General features: G+C 69.0%; 12 protein-coding genes and 1 pseudogene. All 13 read left to right on the top strand.

Annotated features, from left to right (window positions below; all coding sequences use genetic code 11):
• Positions 1–874 precede the first annotated feature (874 nt).
• The 13 genes and pseudogenes from IPJ95_00140 (at position 875) to IPJ95_00080 (ending at position 14,007) form a co-directional block, all read left to right on the top strand.
• Positions 875–2,476 carry a hypothetical protein gene (locus IPJ95_00140; protein MBK7922045.1) on the top strand — a complete coding sequence of 534 codons (1,602 nt, stop codon included), beginning with the start codon at positions 875–877 and terminating at the stop codon, positions 2,474–2,476.
• A 246-nt stretch (positions 2,477–2,722) separates the two neighbouring features.
• Positions 2,723–2,974, top strand: a complete 252-nt coding sequence (locus IPJ95_00135) for a hypothetical protein (protein ID MBK7922044.1) — start codon at positions 2,723–2,725, stop codon at positions 2,972–2,974.
• Between the two features lie 31 nt (positions 2,975–3,005).
• Positions 3,006–3,764 (top strand): hypothetical protein, encoded by a 759-nt coding sequence (locus IPJ95_00130; GenBank protein MBK7922043.1) that lies wholly within the window; start codon positions 3,006–3,008, stop codon positions 3,762–3,764.
• Complete coding sequence (locus tag IPJ95_00125) at positions 3,737–3,904, top strand: hypothetical protein (protein ID MBK7922042.1); 168 nt, start codon at positions 3,737–3,739, stop codon at positions 3,902–3,904. The genes IPJ95_00130 and IPJ95_00125 overlap by 28 nt, the downstream gene beginning before the upstream one ends.
• Positions 3,905–4,184: 280 nt before the next feature.
• Positions 4,185–4,406 (top strand): hypothetical protein, encoded by a 222-nt coding sequence (locus IPJ95_00120; GenBank protein ID MBK7922041.1) that lies wholly within the window; start codon positions 4,185–4,187, stop codon positions 4,404–4,406.
• Positions 4,394–5,656, top strand: coding sequence for an RHS repeat-associated core domain-containing protein (locus IPJ95_00115; GenBank protein MBK7922040.1), 1,263 nt, complete (start codon positions 4,394–4,396; stop codon positions 5,654–5,656). Before IPJ95_00120 ends, IPJ95_00115 begins: the two co-directional genes overlap by 13 nt.
• 1,263 nt (positions 5,657–6,919) lie before the next feature.
• Positions 6,920–7,705, top strand: coding sequence for an RHS repeat-associated core domain-containing protein (locus IPJ95_00110; GenBank protein MBK7922039.1), 786 nt, complete (start codon positions 6,920–6,922; stop codon positions 7,703–7,705).
• A 327-nt stretch (positions 7,706–8,032) separates the two neighbouring features.
• Positions 8,033–8,365 carry a hypothetical protein gene (locus IPJ95_00105; GenBank protein ID MBK7922038.1) on the top strand — a complete coding sequence of 111 codons (333 nt, stop codon included), beginning with the start codon at positions 8,033–8,035 and terminating at the stop codon, positions 8,363–8,365.
• Between the two features lie 707 nt (positions 8,366–9,072).
• Positions 9,073–9,291, top strand: coding sequence for an RHS repeat-associated core domain-containing protein (locus IPJ95_00100; protein MBK7922037.1), 219 nt, complete (start codon positions 9,073–9,075; stop codon positions 9,289–9,291).
• 162 nt (positions 9,292–9,453) lie between these two features.
• The gene (locus tag IPJ95_00095; protein MBK7922036.1) at positions 9,454–10,626 is read left to right on the top strand and encodes a hypothetical protein; all 1,173 of its coding nucleotides are present in this window, start codon (positions 9,454–9,456) and stop codon (positions 10,624–10,626) included.
• Positions 10,627–10,870: 244 nt separating this feature from the next.
• Positions 10,871–11,878 carry an IS21 family transposase gene (locus IPJ95_00090; GenBank protein ID MBK7922035.1) on the top strand — a complete coding sequence of 336 codons (1,008 nt, stop codon included), beginning with the start codon at positions 10,871–10,873 and terminating at the stop codon, positions 11,876–11,878.
• Positions 11,875–12,790, top strand: a pseudogene (locus tag IPJ95_00085) (ATP-binding protein). The gene IPJ95_00090 and the pseudogene IPJ95_00085 overlap by 4 nt, the downstream one beginning before the upstream one ends.
• Positions 12,791–12,876: 86 nt before the next feature.
• The gene (locus IPJ95_00080) at positions 12,877–14,007 is read left to right on the top strand and encodes an RHS repeat-associated core domain-containing protein (GenBank protein ID MBK7922034.1); all 1,131 of its coding nucleotides are present in this window, start codon (positions 12,877–12,879) and stop codon (positions 14,005–14,007) included.
• Positions 14,008–14,036: the final 29 nt, after the last annotated feature.

The raw sequence follows: 14,036 nt of genomic DNA, 5'->3' as shown, positions 1-14,036 counted from the left end.
GTCTCCCGCTCTGCGATGCTCCCAGCGCGATCGCGTGTCACGTCGGACGCGGCGCGCTAGGCGCCCGTCGCGTGGGTTATCGGATCAGCGCCGGTAGGCGCCCCGGACGAGTGGGAGGTGGACCAGCCCGCGATCAGGTGTTTTGTCGGAGGCCGCACTGAGGCCCGCCTCGGCTCACAACGCGGATCCCCGGTGGGCCCGGGCACACGATGGAGCAGGGTACCACGATTGTCAAAGAGCGACTGCCGGCTGACGGGCACCGCGTAGCCCGATCCTAGCACCACTCGGAGGCGTGGCCCGCTCCCGCGGGCGTCCCTCGACACCCCATTGTTGGAGACTCGAGCGGACCCTCGACCAGGGGAGAGCCTGTACGATGGGAAGCGAGCCCGGAGGCTCCTTCAAGAGAGTCATGGCTCCTCCGCCCCAGCCGGCCAGCCGTCTTTCAGGGCCGATTCAGGCCGTAGCCGTCGCCCGCGCCGACCGGTCCCGCCACACCGGCGGCTCGACGGTGAACATCCGACGATCCCGGGCCACGCTGTACAGCAGGCGGAGCCCCGCTTGACCTTCCCCACCGCGAACAGCGCCGATAGGAATGGGAGGACCACCGCCACGGGTGGTGCTGCTCGGGGTGCACCGGGCCACATTGTACCGTCGCCTCAAGCGCCGGGGCATCCAGCCCCCGGTGAACCCCGCGGGTGGTGCAGGACTGAACTAGTCGCACCGTGTCGCACCATTTGTCGCACGGCGGCGCGTTGTCGCAGCGACAAACTGGCGGCGCGCGAGCCAAGTGGCGCCATGCAAACATCTTGGGACCAGGCGCCAATGGCACGCCCCATGACATAGCAAGGAGGCATCCCCACTCCGGAGCCTCCCGGTGCGCCTCCGCCTCAGCTGGCTGTCCGTCCTCCTGCTCCTCCTCGCGTTCCTGACGCCCGGCCTCGTACCGTCGTTCCGCCGTGCCCTCGTTCCGGCGCCTGCCGTCCCAGGTACCGTCATCGTCACGCCGGATGGCGGCACGCTCATCGCAACGGCCCACGCCGCCTGGTTCCGGGCCGACTTCACCGTGCTCAATACCCGGACCCTGACCAGCACCTACACGCTGGCCTGCAGCTACACCGGCCAGGTCACCGGGTGCTTCCTCGACAGCACTTCCGAGACCCTCGCGCCCGACGAGGCCATCACCGTCCACGTCTACTACCAGACCGGGAACCTCGCGCTCTCCGGCAACACGATCACGCTGACCGCGAGCGGACCGGCCACCGACGCCGGCTACTACGGGGTCCGCGTCCAGTCCAGCATGATCGCCATGGTCACGCCGGGAGGCACCCAGAACGATGCCGTCGTCACCGTGCGGCGCCACCAGCCGGCGCTGCTCGCCCGGTTCCTGCTCAGCCCGGGGTACGCCACCGACAGCGCCACGATCGGCATGACCTGGCAGCGCCTGCCCGCCGGTCCGGTGGTCACGGTCACGAATGATGCGCGCCGGAACCGGGGCCTCATCGAGTGGGAGGTCGAGGACAGCCTCGCGCTGCAGAATCCCGGGGATTCCGCTCGCGCCACCGTGACGCACTGCACCACCGGCGGCGTCTGCACCGAGGAACGGCGCATCGTGAAGCTCGCCAACGACAGCAAGCCGCTGCTCGGCTTCAGCGGCGTGCCCACCGGCAGCCTGGCCGCCGCCTTCGGCGCCCCCTTCGGGCCCGGGCTCGGCGTGAGCGGCGTCGAGGTCGAGACCGGCTTCGGCACCGTGCCCTACTTCTCGATGGGCCAGGCCCGCTCCGCCGGCCTGGTCTACTCCACCCGACAGGCCTGGCCCCGCGTCACCATCCCCGTGGACGTGGAGCTGCCCTGGCTCGCCGCCGATCCCAGCGTGCTCACCCTGCTGGCGTGGGACGGCGCGGCCTTCAAGGACTCGGTCCGCTACACCAGCCCCGGCTGTCTCACCGGCGCGGTCCGGAAGTGCCGCGGCGTCATCACCGCGGATTTCCGGACCTCGAGTTTCGCCACCCCGATGCGCAAGTGGCTCAAGATCGAAGCCCGGGTGGTGCCCGCGGGGGGCGGTGCGGTGGTGTCGGCCACCGACTCGGTGGAGGTGGCCCTCGTGGACCGCCGCACCACCCGCTACGGAGCCGGCTGGTGGCCCGCCGGCGCCCTCCGCCTGGTGGCGGCCGGCGAGGACCGCCTGCTGGTCGGCGCCGACGGGGCGGTGACCGTCTTCCGCGGCAACGGCGACAGCCTCTACCTGCCGCCTCCCGGCAACTTCAGCGTGCTCAAGAAGGTGGGCACCACCTGGGAACTCGCCCCGCGCGGCAGCCTGGCCAAGCTGGTGTTCGATGCCCAGGGGCGGCTGGTCAAGCGGGCCGACCAGAACGGCAACCGCGACACCCTGCTGTACGGCGGCACCACCGACTCCCTGCTGGAGCTCGCGACCCGCTCGACAAGCGCATCCTGCTGGGCTACGCCAGCGGCAAGCTGAGCACCTTCACCACGCTGCACGGCACCGGGGTGCCGCGGACCCACGCCATCATCATCGACGCGGCCACCAACCAGCTCACCCGCGACTCCATCGGCGGCGCGCCCTACCGCACCATCTACCGCTACGCCGTCCGGGACGCCGCCACCAAGACCCAGCTCCTCGGCATCCGCGAGGGGATGCTCGGCGACTCCACCCAGGTGGTCTACGATTCCAGCGCCGCCGGCTTTCCTCTGGCGGCCGGGCGCCGTGCGGCTCCCCCGGGTGCCGGACGAGACCGGGGCGCTGGTCCTGCCGCAGATCACCTATACGGCGGTCCTCAGGCGCGGGGCCGGCACCGTGGTGCCGCTCGACAGCACGGGGCCCTGGGTCGAGATGCGCGACCCCCGGGGCAACTGGACGCGCTCCTGGCTCACGCGCTGGGGCCAGGCCCGGTACGTCTGGGACACCCTCGGTGCGCTCAGCCGGGCCCGCTACACCACCGACGGGCGGGTGGTGTGAGCGAGGCGCGGCGGGGGGTGACACGACCCGGGTGTACTCGGCCTACGACAGCCAGCAGCGGCTGGTGAAGTCCTGGACCAACACCGTCACCGGGCTCGGCCAGGGGGTGCGGCTCGACAGCCTGGTCTACGATGCCAGCCACCGGGTCATCGTGCACGTGGACAGTCGCGGCAAGGCCGACAGTGTCTTCTACGACGCCAAGGGCAACGTCATCAAGACGAAGGACCCGAGCGGGGCCGTCACCCAGTTCTGGTACAGCAGCACGACCGGCCAGCTCGATTCGATGCTGCCGCCGAGTACCACCGCGCGCCAGCGTTACACCTACGATGCGACGTGGAAGAACCCGACCACCGTGAGCGCCGGGGCCACGACGGCCGGCAGCGTGCAGCAGAGCCAGTCCACCTACGACAGCTACGGCCGGGTGGCGAGCACCCTGTCCTGGGTGCAGGTCCGGGTGACCGGGTCCACCGTGAAGTGGCAGTGGCGGAAGACGGTGCCCACGTATGTCGCCGCCACCAACGAGGTCACCACCCAGACCAGCTATCGCAGCGACACCTGCGATCCCTGCGTGGGCGGCCCGGCGAGTTGGCCGTCCGACAGCTTCCATGTCATGACCGTGAGCGTGTTCCGGGATGCGGCGGGGCGCGATACCGCCCGGGTCGGCGAACGCGGCTACCAGACCGTCTACACCTATGACCGCCTGGGCCGGTTGCTGGCGCGCCGGCCGCCGAGCGCCGGGGGCCCGCGCCCCGGGACTCGATGGTGTACGACGTCGCGGGCAACATCGTGAAGACCTACACCCGGCGGGGCGACCTGCTCACCGCCACCTACGACAGCCGCAACCGCCTCCTCACCCAGGTGGTGCCCGGCATCGGGACCATCAACCGAACCTACGCCGGTCCCCGGACCAGCTCACCCGCGTCTGGGTGACCGGGGCGGTGGACTCGATCGGCGGCGTCAATGGGGGAGGTCCGGTACGGCTTTGATGCGCGCGGGCACCTGCTCGCCGACACCGCCTATCGCAACGCCACCGCCCTGGTCACCACCTACACCCGCGACCAGTACGACCGCGACAGCGTGGTCACCGACCCCGTGGGGCCTGGCGGCCCCGCTACGAGACCGCGCGGGGCATCCCCGAGCGCCTGGTCACCCCCTCGGGGACTCGGTCAGCCTCACCCTCGACGGCCAGCAGCGGCCCGCCCAGCGCACCGTGCTGAGCAGCGGGCCGGCCTTCACCCAGTCGGTGCAGTACCTCGCGAGCAGCGGGGCGGCGAAGATCACCCAGACAGCCGGGGCCAGCGGGTACGAGGTGGGCACCTACGATCCCGAGGGCGCCCCGGACGAACCCACCCTCGGCGCCCCGCTCGGGCCCATCTGGGTGGAGCAGCACGGCCCCTCCCGCTGCTCCCCGACACCCTGGTGGACAGCCTGAGCTATGACGGGTGGGGCCGGCTGCTGGGGTGGCAGCATTTCCGGAAGGCGGACACCCTCCTCACCCTGCTGGCCAGCGACTCGGTGTGGTTCGACCGCACCGGCAACGTCCATGTGAACGGGGAGACGCGCACCCACGAGCTGCAGACCGACCGGCTGCTCACCCGGGTGGCGGGGGCGTGGACCTGGAGCTATACCTATGATGCCGGCGGCAACCTCACCCAGGCCAGCGGCAACACGCTGTCGCAGACCATCACCTGGACGTACCAGTACGACGCCGCCAACCAGCTCCGGAGCGTGCGCTACCGCGGGCATGGCTGGGGGGCGGACAGCCTGGTGGCCCGGTACGGCTATGATGTGCTGGGCCGGCGGATCGCGCGCCGGGTGTACTGGTCGCCGCTGCCGGGGGCGGAGGCGCGGGAGACGCGCTACCTCTACCAGGGCGGGCAGGTGGTGGCGGAGACCGACGCGGCGGGGGCGTTCAAGTGGAAGTACACCTGGGGCCCCGGGACCGACAATCTGGTGGGGCTGCAGGACTCGACCGGCACCCAGTTCTACGTGGTGCAGGACCAGCTGGGCAGCGTCCGGGGCCTGGTGCGGCGGGACGGCACCTGGATCATGAGCCAGCGGTTCACGCCGGCGGGGCAGCTCCTGGCGCGGGATTCGGTCGGCGGGCACCAGTGGCCGAAGGGCTTGCACGTCGGGTGGACCGGGCGGGAGACGGACCCCGAGACGGGGCTCAGCTTCCACCGGGCGCGGTACTACAGCCCGGAGCTGCGGCGGTGGACGCAGGAGGACCCGATCGGGTACGGCGGCGGGGGCAACCTGTACGCCTACGTGGGCGGGGCGGTGCTGGAGGGGCGGGATCCGAGCGGGTTGATCGAGGACCTGCGGGGCGGGGGCGGGCTCGGGCTGGCGGAGTCGTTCCGTCCCTTCACCCTCGACCCGACCGCGTCGTCCATGCTGGATCAGATCCCGTTGCCCAGCGGAGGCTCTTCGACAACGATAGACCTGATTGCAGTTCTGGCGAACGGTGACAGGGTGCCTTGCAGCGAACTGCCAGAGGCCTGCCGGGAGTTTCTTGAGCAGTCGGGCGACCCTCTCGTAGGTAACCCGCAGCTACTTGCAGACGTGCGCGCGAAGATGAACTTGGCGCCTTACGACTCAAAGTACCTGTCGTACCGTGTCGAATCCGGTGGATGGTGCACGGCAACCTCATGTACGGTGACATTCGGCGGCGTCGGGGGATAAAGCTGGGCAGTCAGCCAGCAGGCGCGATTCTCGGGTGGCACTCGCACCCCAATGTCGGGTGGCCTGCCGTTGGCGCCGATTACTCAAGGTGTCCGCCAGCCTCTCTCCCCGATGCCTGTCGCTACGGTGTCGAGCCGAGTACTCCTGACATCCAATCGGCAGGCAAGAACGGATACACAGTGCCAATGTACGTCGTCTCCAGACGAGTGGTGTGGAGGTACCAATGGGTAGCTGGACAGGGGTGGGTTCATGGGAGAGTGCAGTGAGAGAGTTGTGGCTTGGCAACCGGTTCCGAACGCAAAGTGTGCTGCCGTGTGCTTGCGCTGTCGTGGCCATGACGCTCCTTCTGTCGAGCGGCGCGTGCGTGAGCAGCCAGGTACTCGTGGGCGGGATGCCATCAGGCGCTCCGTATGGCTTCTTGGTTGTTGGAACAGCAATGCCGGCCACCTTCGGGTTCAGGCTCGGCGATACGCTACTGGAGAAGGAACCGCGTACCGTCCCGGGGGCAGTCATCAGGGCCACTGGGCACCTGGTCGGGGTTTCCGCGAGGCGCGTGGGATCCCGGTTGCACGAGGTGGTTCGCCACCGAGAATCGCTTCCTCGTGCTTTTGGTGGCTGACTGTCTGGCCAAGGACCCCAGTGAGTTCGGGCTTGCTGCTGCCGTCCTGGCAGAGAACGGTGTCTTCTGGGGAGGCCACCAACCTGGCATCCGGGCCTGCCTGGTCGATGCTCGAGCCCGCCCTTAGACCGCCTAGATGAGGGGGCGTGCTAGGCGGGGCCCCCTGAACGTGGGGCCACCCCGGCCCGTAACCGAGGACCGTTGCTAGGCCTTGGATACGTCCGGGGTTGGGAGATCACGCACGGGCGGCCATCAGCCGCCCGTGCCCCTTTCGCTGACTCGGCACGGCGGCTAAACCGCCTTAGCCAACCAGCTCCGGAGCGTGCGGTACCGCGGGCACGGCTGGGGGGCGGACAGCCTGGTGGCCCGGTACGGGTACGACGTGCTGGGCCGGCGGATCGCGCGGCGGGTGTCCTGGTCGCCGCTGCCGGGGCGGAGGCGCGGGAGACGCGCTACATCTACCAGGGGCGGGCAGGTGGTGGCGGAGACCGACGCGGCGGGGGCGTTCAAGTGGAAGTACACCTGGGGCCCCGGGACCGACAATCTGCGGGGGCTGCAGGACTCGACCGGCACCCAGTTCTACGTGGTGCAGGACCAGCTCGGCAGCGTGCGGGGGCCTGGTGTGGCGGGACGGCACGTGGGTGATGAGCCAGCGGTTCACGCCCTATGGGCAGCTCCTGGTGCGGGATTCCGCGGTCGTGGCGATGCCGAAGGGGCTGCATGTCGGGTGGACGGGGCGGGAGACGGACCCCGAGACGGGGCTGACCTTCCACCGGGCGCGGTACTACAGCCCGGAGCTGCGGCGGTGGACGCAGGAGGACCCGATCGGGTACGGCGGCGGGGGCAACCTGTACGCCTACGTGGGCGGGGCGGTGCTGGAGGGGCGGGATCCGAGCGGGTTGATCCGGGACTGCTCGGGCGGGGCTTGCGGCAACCCGCATGATTGGTCGGGGGTTTGGGGTCTGTCGGGCGATGGGAGCGACGCTTCCGGCTTTGGTGGCGGGGTCGGGAGCTACATAGAGGATGACGGCTATCTCGAAGACCTGATGGACGCGATGTACGGAGCAGCGAGGGGAAAGGAAGGCTGCTATGGCCAGGTATGCGCGGTCAACCAGGAAGAATACGAACGCTACAAGAACAGCAATCTCGAGTCGCGCACTATTGACGAGCAGCGCTTTCCTGCGCTTGCAGAACTTCTCAAGCCCACCCGGCAGTTGAGTAGCACGGAGTTCGCAATGTTAATGGGCGCTGCAGGCATCGCCGACGCGGCGGCCCGGCAGTCCCTGCTCGACCACCTTTTGGTCGGCGGCAGGGTCGGCTCGGCGAGCGACTGGAGGGCGGTGAGTCGCGATCCCGGGTACGCGCCGGGCTCCGCGGATCAATATTACGGGTGGTACTTCCCTGAGTCCCTCAGTGTTTACGGTGAGTAACCGAGACTCGGGGGCGCTCGCCAACTGTGCACTCCATGAGTACGCCCACGCCGTTCACCAGTTGGGCCATGGCCCAGGTGGTGCTCAGGACTTCGCGAACCGATACACGACAGGAAGGCGGATATGCGGCTAGGTGTTATCCGGGGCCTGTGCGTCTTGGCGGTAAGGGGAACTCTACTGGTGGTGTGGCCCAGCGGCGCTGCCTCCTCACAGGTGCCGCCGCCTCTCCCGCTGGCATGCCGAGATCCGGCCCTCTACCGTGCGGGCAGCGACATGGCGGAGGCAGGGAGCTCAGCGGTGTTGCCCTCGAGAACTGCCGCCCTGGGAATGGTGGAGGAACTCAGTCGGCTTCATGGCCTTGCGGTGCGCGAGCGGCTCGCACCGAGCGAGGTGCGCGCAGAGCTTGGACGCATTCTATCTAAGGCGCGGCGGCTGGATTCGACAGGTGCCAAAGGAGGGTTGGCCTATCTCGTGGTGAATGGCGATGCGATGTTGGCGCCGGACTTCTACTTGGAGGACCTTTCATGGTTGTACTTTGTGTCCTTCGGCGACGCTGCTCCGGTCATTCACATTCTCGAGTCCTGGCACCGCCCGGAGGCGCGCTGCGTGCGCTCCGAGCGATCCGAGCGCTTGATGGGGAAGCACAGCGGCGCACGGTAGTGGGAGTTGGGCCTGCGAAGCGGCATGGTTGCTGGTCGCGTATCACACCGCAGGTGCGTTGTCTGCGATCGACCCGCTCTACGAGCCGGCGATCGATGCTCGCCTCCTCCTGCCGCACGCTATGCGCCTCCTGGGACCGGAGGTGCGGTCGGAGTTTCTCCAGGTCGCTGATCGGCTCTACCCGCCGCCGCACAATGGGCGCGAGGCACTGATGGGGTATTGTGCACCCGACTGGGAGTGGACGCCCTGATACGGCCCTCCGCGTGAAGCGCGTGCGCGCGGCGCCTAAGCTCTCGGGCCCCGGACCGGTCGAGAGCACGGTGTCCAGACTATCGGGTGGCTGATCGCACTGACCCTTTCCCGTTGCAGGGCCACTCAGGCTCGGAGCATTGGGACTGAAGGGCCGGCCTCTCCGAAGTCTGGCCTCCAGGAGACGCCGACAGGCCGCCAGTTCGGTCGGAGGTCGGAACCATCGCCGTGAAGCACATTGACCGACCCCCGGGTGCCCCCTGCGCCGCGCGCTAAAGCCGACGACTGGCACGCGGCAGAGGGGGCAGCCGGGGGAGGCCCCGACCCCTCAAGTTACCACCAACCGCCGAACCGCCGAACCGCCCAACTTCTGGGCAGCGTGCGGGGCCTGGTGCGGCGGGACGGCACCTGGATCATGAGCCAGCGGTTCACGCCGTACGGGCAGCTGCTGGCGCGGGATTCAGTCGGCGGGCACCAGTGGCCGAAGGGCTTGCACGTCGGGTGGATGGGGCGGGGAGACGGACCCCGAGACGGGGCTCACCTTCCACCGGGCGCGGTACTACAGCCCGGAGCTGCGGCGGTGGACGCAGGAGGATCCGATCGGGTACGGCGGCGGGGGCAACCTGTACGCCTACGTGGGCGGGGCGGTGCTCGAGGGCGGGATCCGAGTGGGTTGATCCGGGACTGCTCTGGCGGAGCCTGCGGCAATCCGCATGATTGGTCGGGGGTGCCCGGCTTCGACTCCTACGGCGGGAATCTCGGCGGGAGCGGGGGCACGTGGGGGAGCGGGCGTCCGCGCCCTGCAGCTCTGGGGCGCAACCCAGACCATTCTGCGCGACATGTGGAATGACTACCGCTCACGATACGAGAAGCTCAAGGCCAGCTATGGCCAGAGTGCCAATAGAGGCATCGCCAGGATCTTCGCAGGCTCCGATGCCTTGAGCTACAGGGACTTTGCACGCACGCTTGCTGCGGCAAGAAGCGTCCTTGGGAGTCAGCCCTCGGATGCGCTGAACTGGGTCACCGAGCATCTCCTGAGCGGTGGGGTATTCTCCAACCCAGGCTACGTAGCCGCGAACGGCTCCGGCAGCGGGACGCTCGCGATTACGATCCAGACGTATGAGGACAACGGAACGTCATTCACTGCGGTCCATACGGGGCGTCTAAGGCTCCAGTCCGTGTCATACGCGGAGCTTGCCAATGTGCTACTCCACGAGACACTGCACGCTCATGGCTTTGGTGAATGCGCCGCCTATACCTGGGCGGACATGGCCACCGGCTACAACCAATCCTACAGGGGCAAGCATGCCAATAGACGTGCGCCGCTACGCCTCGGCGGTGCTGTTATGTCACCTGGCTCTGGCTCTGGCTGTGGCACCAGCCGCGCACTCTCAAGCGTTGCCCGCAGTGTGCCTTGCAGTTCCCCATGGGCTACCAGCCGTGTTGCCGGGGATCGCATCTCGGGCGATGATGTGCAACGCGCCGTGGTGGACTCGGCTGTGGTGGCACTCCAGGCCGGGACGGGGCACGGTATGCCACCCATGCTGAGAAGCGCCTGGCGGGCCGACTCCCTTGGAATAGCCGCAGGGCTGGCGGAGGCCGTGGCCGACCCGTCGAGATACGGGACCAAGGGTGCGGATGCGGCAGCGCAGCTCTACCGTGCACTGGGTGGCTGGCCACAGCCGATACTGCTTGTGGCAGAGCTGAACTTGGAGGCTTCACGACGTGCCGGCGTGCTGAGCGCGGTCCGATCGCTGGAGACCGTGCGCGACTCGGCGGCAGTGCTTGGATTTGCCTGCGATGCGACGTGGCAACTGTTGGCGTTCGTGGCGGAGCCCGCCTATGCCACCAAATGGGCGGTGGCGAGACATGACTACTGGCCAGATCTCGCGATCGCTGTCATCCGTGAGTCCGTCCGACTGCTTGGAGAGGAACGCATGACGCAGTTTGGGCCAGTGCTGAGTGCACTTGAGCGCTCACCATTGGCGCTAGAAAGCCCCATGGGTCCGTGACGGCATGGGTTGGCACAAGTCTCTCCGACCTCCAGCGAAGGCGTCCGTCGGTGGGCTTCTTGGAGTGCTAGTTTCCGGGGTGTTCTGTTCCGGCCACTGCAGGGTGTAGGTGGCGATTGAATATTGGACATTCGTGCCGGGTGAAAACGGGACACTTCCTGAGGGCGGGCCACACGCCGCCCCTTCCGTCCCGACCTTTGGGCTCCACCGCGTGGAGCCCAGCATGCACGGAGTCCCCGACCGCGTGTACCTACGACATCTGCTCCAAGAGGCCGGCGGCTCGCGCCGCGAGGCCGCCCGACGCGCCGGCGTCGGCCGTTCGACGCTCTACCGCTGGCTGGAGGAGGGCCTCCTCGACGTCCCGCTCGAGACCCTGCGCGCGCGCTACGGCCCGCGCCCGCCGCGGCCCAGCAAACTGGCGCCGTATCACCCGTTGATTCACGCCCGCCTGGCGGAGTTCCCCGCGCTGCAGGCCACCCGCCTCTTCGCCGAGTGCCGCGCCGCGGGCTACCCGGGCGGCTACTCCCAGCTGCGCGCCTACGTCGGGACCCTCCGTCCCGCGTCGGCGCCCGTCGTGCGTTTCGAGACTGCGCCCGGCGAGCAGGCCCAAGTCGACTTCGCGCACTGCCGCCTTCCTTGGGGCATCCGCTACGCGCTGATCGTCGTGCTCGGCTACTCGCGCCTGCTGTGGGTCCGCTTCTATCCCCGCCAGGATCTGCGGACGCTGCAGCACGGGCTCGCCGCCTGCCTGGACGACTGGGGCGGTGTCCCGCGCCACCTGCTCTTCGACCAGATGCGGAGCGTCCTCACCCGCGACGATCGCCTCGCCGGCGGCGGCCTGCTCACCAATCCCGAGTGCCAGCGCTTCGCCCAGCACTATGGCTTCCGCCTCCGGGTCTGCCGGCCCTATCGCGCCCAGACCAAAGGCAAAGTGGAGCGCCCCATCCGCTACCTGCGGGGCAGCTTCCTCTACGGCCGCACCTTCGTCAGCGACGCTGATCTCAATGCACAGGTCGCCCACTGGCTCGACACCGTGGCCAATCCGCGGGTGCACGGCACCACCGGGGTGGTCCCCGCGGTGCGCTTCCTGGCCGAGGAGCAGGCGCGGCTGCAGCCGCTGCCGCTGCGGCCCTATGTGTCGCTCCTGCCGCCCCCACGCGCCGTGCCCCCGCGTCCGCTCGCGGTGCCCCAGGTTGTCGTGGAGCACCGGAGCCTCGCCGCCTACGCGGCGCTCGCGGGGGTGGAGGCATGACCCGCCGCGCGCCCACCGCCCCGTCACTCCGCGAGCGCGTCCAGGCGCAGCTCGTCGATCTCAAGATGCCCGGCGCCCTCGAGGCGCTCGACGACGTGCTCCGGCGCTGTGACGATGGCGCCCTGGCCCCCGGCGAGGCCATCGCCGCCCTGCTCGGCGCCCACATCGAGCTGCGCAATGCGCGCCGCCTGCAGACCGCCATGCGGAGTGCGCGGCTCCCGGCCGTGAAGACCCTGGCCGACTTCGACTTCAGCTTCCAGCCGTCGGTCAAGCGCGAGCAGATCGACAGTCTGCACACGCTGGGCTTTCTGGAGCGCAAGGAGAATGTCGTCCTGCTCGGGCCGCCGGGCGTCGGCAAGACGCACCTGGCGCTGTCGCTCGCCGTGGCCGCCGCCCAGAGCGGACGCCGGGTCTACTTCACCACCCTCGCCGACCTGCTGCACTCGCTCGAAGAGGCCCAGGCGGGCGGACGCTTGGCCCCCCGCCTGCGAACGCTCGTCTTTCCGAGTCTGATGGTGATCGACGAGATCGGCTACCTCCCGATCACCCGCACGGGGGCGATGCTGTTCTTCCAGCTCCTGAGTCGCCGCTACGAGCACGCCTCCACGATCCTCACCAGCAACAAGGGCTTCGAGGACTGGGGCGAGATCTTCGGGGATGACGTCATGGCGGCCGCCCTCGTCGACCGCCTCGTCCACCACTGCCACATCGTCAACATCCGGGGCAACAGCTACCGCCTCCGCCAGCACCGCGACCTGGCCCGCCGCCTCCAGGCCGACTCCACCACCGCCGCTGGGCGGCCGACCCCCGCGGAGGCCCCCCGCTCCCCATAGGGCTCAGCCCCCTACTCGTGTCCCAGATTCACCCGCCACGAGTGTCCCACATTCAATCGGCATTGACACAGGGCAGTGAGTCGCGGGGCGGCCTTCGGTCGCCCCGTGCCACTTCTACTAGAGCGGCTGGGTCGCTGACCCGCCTTAGCCGCCCAGCTCCGCAGCGTGCGCTACCGCGGGCATGGCTGGGGGGCGGACAGCCTGGTGGCCCGGTACGGGTACGACGTGCTGGGCCGGCGGATCGCGCGGCGGGTGTACTGGTCGCCGCTGCCGGGGGCGGAGGCGCGGGAGACGCGCTACCTCTACCAGGGCGGGCAGGTGGTGGCGGAGACCGACGCGGCGGGGGCGTTCAAGTGGAAGTACACCTGGGGCCCCGGGACCGACAACCTGGTGGGACTGCAGGACTCGACCGGCACGCAGTTCTACGTGGTGCAGGACCAGCTGGGCAGCGTGCGGGGCCTGGTGCGGCGGGACGGCACCTGGATCATGAGCCAGCGGTTCACGCCGTACGGGCAGCTGCTGGCGCGGGATTCAGTCGGCGGGCACCAGTGGCCGAAGGGCTTGCACGTCGGGTGGACGGGGCGGGAGACGGACCCCGAGACGGGGCTCAGCTTCCATCGGGCGCGGTACTACAGCCCGGAGCTGCGGCGGTGGACGGAGGAGGACCCGATCGGGTACGGCGGCGGGGGCAACCTGTACGCCTACGTGGGCGGGGCAGTGCTGGAAGGGCGGGATCCGAGCGGGTTGATCGAGGACCTGCGGGGCGGGGGCGGGCTCGGGCTGGCGGAGTCGTTCCGTCCCTTCACCCTCGACCCGACCGCGTCATCGATGCTGGACCAGATCCCGCTGCCGGATGGCGGGGCGGCGGCACGGAAGGCGGAGCGGGAGAACAGGAAGGCCCAGGAGGGCGCCACAGGGCCTGAGTCCGATGTGCCCGAGCTTGGCGACCAGTACATGACTCAACCCGACGCGAAGACGGGCGAGGACTTCACCAAGCATGGAACCTTGGACTTCGCGACGACTTCCTTCGTTCACGTTCGTGACTTGGATGTGGCAGAGTCGGAGCGCCAGGGCAGGTTCGTGTTTTTCTTTACACTTGACGCGGATGCATACACAATGACCGCCAAGAAGGGTAACGTGCTGACGAAAGAGTACCAAGACCGCTATGGTCCTGGGGTTGTCGGCTACAATGGCTTCCTTCACAGTCGCGCGGAAGGATGGACAGTCCGTGTGGAAGGGCTCGTGCAGCGTGCCACTGGGCTCGGGGTCTGGACGGTCGCGGAAAGTAGACCCTAGCCGCAGGCTTCTTGCGGGAGAAATCCTAG

The sequence above is a fragment of the Gemmatimonadota bacterium genome (assembly GCA_016713785.1).
Taxonomy (GTDB): Bacteria; Gemmatimonadota; Gemmatimonadetes; order Gemmatimonadales; family GWC2-71-9; genus JADJOM01.
The sequence above is the reverse complement of the archived record's forward strand: the minus strand, read 5'-3'. Positions and strand labels throughout refer to the sequence as shown.

Coding starts and splice junctions, on each gene's coding strand:
- IPJ95_00110 (MBK7922039.1), top strand. CDS start 6,920: ATGAGCCAGCGGTTCACGCCCTATGGGCAGCTCCTGGTGCGGGATTCC.
- IPJ95_00105 (MBK7922038.1), top strand. CDS start 8,033: ATGGTGGAGGAACTCAGTCGGCTTCATGGCCTTGCGGTGCGCGAGCGG.
- IPJ95_00095 (MBK7922036.1), top strand. CDS start 9,454: ATGTGGAATGACTACCGCTCACGATACGAGAAGCTCAAGGCCAGCTAT.